Source organism: Microvirga sp. P4_G7 (genome assembly GCF_056401005.1).
On the sequence record NZ_JBFUKD010000389.1, the window covers coordinates 1 to 3,561 of the forward strand.

The following is a 3,561-nucleotide window of genomic DNA, read 5'->3' on the forward strand; positions in this document are numbered from 1 at the left end:
CCACAGACCGTCCTCCTGGCCAATGACCTTGCCTTCGAGAATATTCACGTCGCCGACGAACTCGGCAATGAACCGTGTCTTCGGTTGTTCGTAGATCTCGCCCGGTGTCGCGACTTGGACGATGCTGCCATGATCCATGACGGCGATCCGGTCGGCCATCGTCATGGCCTCCTCCTGGTCGTGCGTCACGACGACGAAAGTCATGCCGAGCTCATGTTGAAGGTCCATGAGTTCGAACTGGGTTTCCTCGCGCAGTTTCTTGTCGAGAGCGCCGAGCGGCTCGTCGAGCAAGAGCACCTTGGGCCGTTTCGCCAGGGCCCGCGCAAGGGCGACGCGTTGGCGCTGACCGCCGGACAGTTGATCGGGATAGCGCTTTGCGAGCTGCTCGAGCTGAACGAGGCGCAGCATCTCGTCGACCCGCGCTTCGATCTCACCCTTCGGCAGACCATCCTGTTTGAGCCCGAACGCGATGTTCTTTGCGACGCTCATATGCGGGAAGAGCGCATAGGACTGGAACATCATGTTCGCGGGACGCCGATAAGGAGGCACGCCGGCGAGGTCCTGGTCCGCGAGTGTAATGCGACCCTCGCTCGGATCCTCGAAACCGGCCAACATCCGCATCAGCGTCGTCTTTCCGCAGCCGGAGGGCCCGAGAAGACAGAAGAACTCGCGCTCGTGGATGTCCAACGACAGATGATCCACGGCGACAGTGTCGCCAAACCGTTTCGTCACATGCTCGAAACGGATCAACGGCTTTGCAGCGGGATCGGACCAGGGCGCAAAGGTGCGGCGTACGGCACCGACGGAGGGTGTCTGACGAGGAGGAGAATGCAATTCGGTTGGCGCTTCCGGATATCAAATATCGAGAAAGGAAGCCTAGGACGCTTAGGCTGCGAGGACAACAGCCTGCCGACGTCATCCCCTGCTAGCATGGCCCTGGTCGATGGACGCCGCCCTAGTGTCCGCCCCCGCCTGCTGGAGCCGCCTTCGGCTTGCGCACGAACGGGAGAGCCACGGCCAATCCGACGAAAAGCAGGGACAGCAGGAGGAACACGTCGGCGAACGCCATGACGAGCGCTTCCTTACGCACCATGTTCGACAGGACTTTAAGAGCGACCTGGTTGGCCTCCGTTCCGAATTGCTGGAACTTCAGCGCCAGATTGTTGAGGGTCTCGTTGGCGATCGGACGGCCCCATTGGACGCTGTCGTGCAGCCGCTGGATATGCAGATCCCAGCGATGGTTCAGGATCGTGTTGATCAAGGCCAGGCCGACCGCGCCGCCGAGATTTCGGGTGAGGTTGTAGAGGCCCGACGCATTCTTGAGTCGGCTCGGAGAAAGGGTACCGAGAGCGATGTTGTTGATCGGAACCATACAGATCATCAACCCGACGCCGCGCAGGATCTGCGGCCAGAGCAACTCGTAGAAATCCCAGTCTTTGGTGATACCGGACGCCATCCAGGTTCCTGCCGCGAAGCTGACGAACCCCATGGCCATCATCACGCGGGGATCGAGCTTGCGTGACAGGATGCCTGCGACGGGCGCCATGAAGAACATGCAGATGCCCGTCACGAACATCGTCTCGCCGATCTGTAGGGACGAGTAACCGCGCACGCGGCCGAGATACAGCGGGTAGAGATAGGTTAGGCCGTAGAGGCCGATGCCCATGACGAAGCTGAACGCGCAACCGACCGCGAAGTTTCGATCGCTGAAGGCGCGCAGATCGACGATGGGATGGCGTGCCGTGAAGGCGCGGTAAAAGAAGCAGAAGGCGGAAACAACACAGACGATCGCGAGGATCAGCACCAACTCGTCCTGGAACCAGTCGTTGTTCGCCCCCTCCTCCAGCACGTATTCCAAAGAGCCGAGAAACGCCGCCATGGTCGCTAGTCCGAACCAATCGAACGTCTTGAACAGATCGAATTGCGGCTCGTCGAAATCGACCAGCAAATAGGTCGATACCGTGACGAAGATGCCCGGCACGATGTTGACGAGGAACAACCAATGCCATGAGAAAAGATCGGTCAGATAGCCGCCGATCGTCGGGCCGATCGTGGGCGCGAGCGTGGCGACAAGGCCGATGATCGGCGAGATGATCGGCCGCTTCTCGGGTGGGAAAATCGTGAACGCCGAGGCAAATACCGTCGGGATCATGCCGCCGCCAATGAAGCCCTGTAGCGCGCGCCACACGATCATCTGATTGATCGTCGTGGACGTCGCGCACATGAGGCTCATGAACGTGAATCCGCCGGCGGAGATCACGAACATCCACCGCGTGGACAACACTCGCGACAATGTCCCGGACAACGGGATCATGATCACTTCGGCGATGAGGTAGCTCGTCTGAACCCAGGAGATCTCGTCCGCCGACGCGGACAAACCCGCCTGAATTTCCGCAAGCGACGCTGAGACGATCTGGATGTCCAGGATCGCCATGAACATCCCAAACACCATGCAGAAGAACGCAAAGGTCCGGCGCCGATCGAGCGGCGCTGAACTTGCTGCGGGTTTGGCTGGTAGGCCGTCGACGGCGGCGGTGGCGGACATGGCGCCCTAGATCAATGCTGTGCAGTCTTCGTCGCGGCAGGCGCGGACTCGCGCGTATCCACCTTGACGACGACGGAAAGGCCGGGACGCAGGAAGCCCTGTTGTGTCGTATTCGGATTCACCGCGACACGCACCGGCACACGCTGGACGATCTTGGTGAAATTGCCGGTCGCGTTTTCCGGCGGGAGCAAGCTGAACACTGCACCCGAGGCCGGAGACACGCTCTCGAGCGTCCCGATCACGTCGTGATCCGGATAGGCGTCGACTTCGATGTGAACCTTTTGTCCCGGATGCAGGGAAGACAACTGCGTTTCCTTGAAGTTGGCGTCCACGTGGACGGTGCTCAGCGGCACCAGAGCGCCAAGGCGCGCGCCGGGCTGAACATAGGTGCCGACCTCGACCGCCTTGTTGCCGATGACGCCATCGACCGGCGCCCTGATTTCCGTGAACGAAAGATCGCGCTGCGCCTTCTCCACGGCGGTCTTCAGCTCTGCGGCCACGCGGGTCGCTTCGTTGCGCTGCGCTGAGAGAACTTCGACATTGGCCTGCGCAGCGGAAAGCGCCGCTTCAGCGCTCTTCACGTTCGCTTGGGAGCGGTCGCGGTCGGCCTTGGCGCCCTCGAGCGTCGCGCGGCTGGTGTAGTTGGACTGGGACAACTGCATCTGCCGGCCGTAATCCAACATCGCCTTCTCGGCATCGGCCTGGACGGCTGCGATCTGTGCTTCCGCCTGGGCAGCCGAAGCTTTGCCCGCGTCGATCTGGCGCCCGATGCGCTCGATCGCGCTCTCTTGGGTCGCAAGCTTGTCCTTTGCCGCCTGCACCGCGAGCCGGTAGTCGCCGTCGTCGATCTTGGCGATGAGGTCACCCGCCTTGACGCTCTGGTTGCTCACGACGCCTACAGTGGCGACATATCCGGAAACCTTGGCTGACAGAAAAGTGATGTCGGCCTGAACGTAGGCGTCATCCGTCTCGACCATGAAACGCCCGGTCTGCCACCAGTTGGCGCCCTCGTAGGC

The 3,561-nt window shown here is 61.3% G+C and carries 3 protein-coding genes; all 3 read right to left on the minus strand.

Annotated elements, in window-relative coordinates; genetic code table 11:
* The coding region (locus AC1DT3_RS15130) for an ABC transporter ATP-binding protein (protein ID WP_477466068.1) at window positions 1–834 on the minus strand (834 nt) is incomplete at its 3' end.
* 121 nt (window positions 835–955) lie between these two features.
* Window positions 956–2,545, minus strand: a complete 1,590-nt coding sequence (locus tag AC1DT3_RS15135; protein ID WP_477466069.1) for a DHA2 family efflux MFS transporter permease subunit — start codon at window positions 2,543–2,545, stop codon at window positions 956–958.
* An 11-nt stretch (window positions 2,546–2,556) separates the two neighbouring features.
* Window positions 2,557–3,561: HlyD family secretion protein (locus AC1DT3_RS15140; protein ID WP_477466070.1), on the minus strand; the 1,005-nt coding region annotated here is incomplete at its 5' end.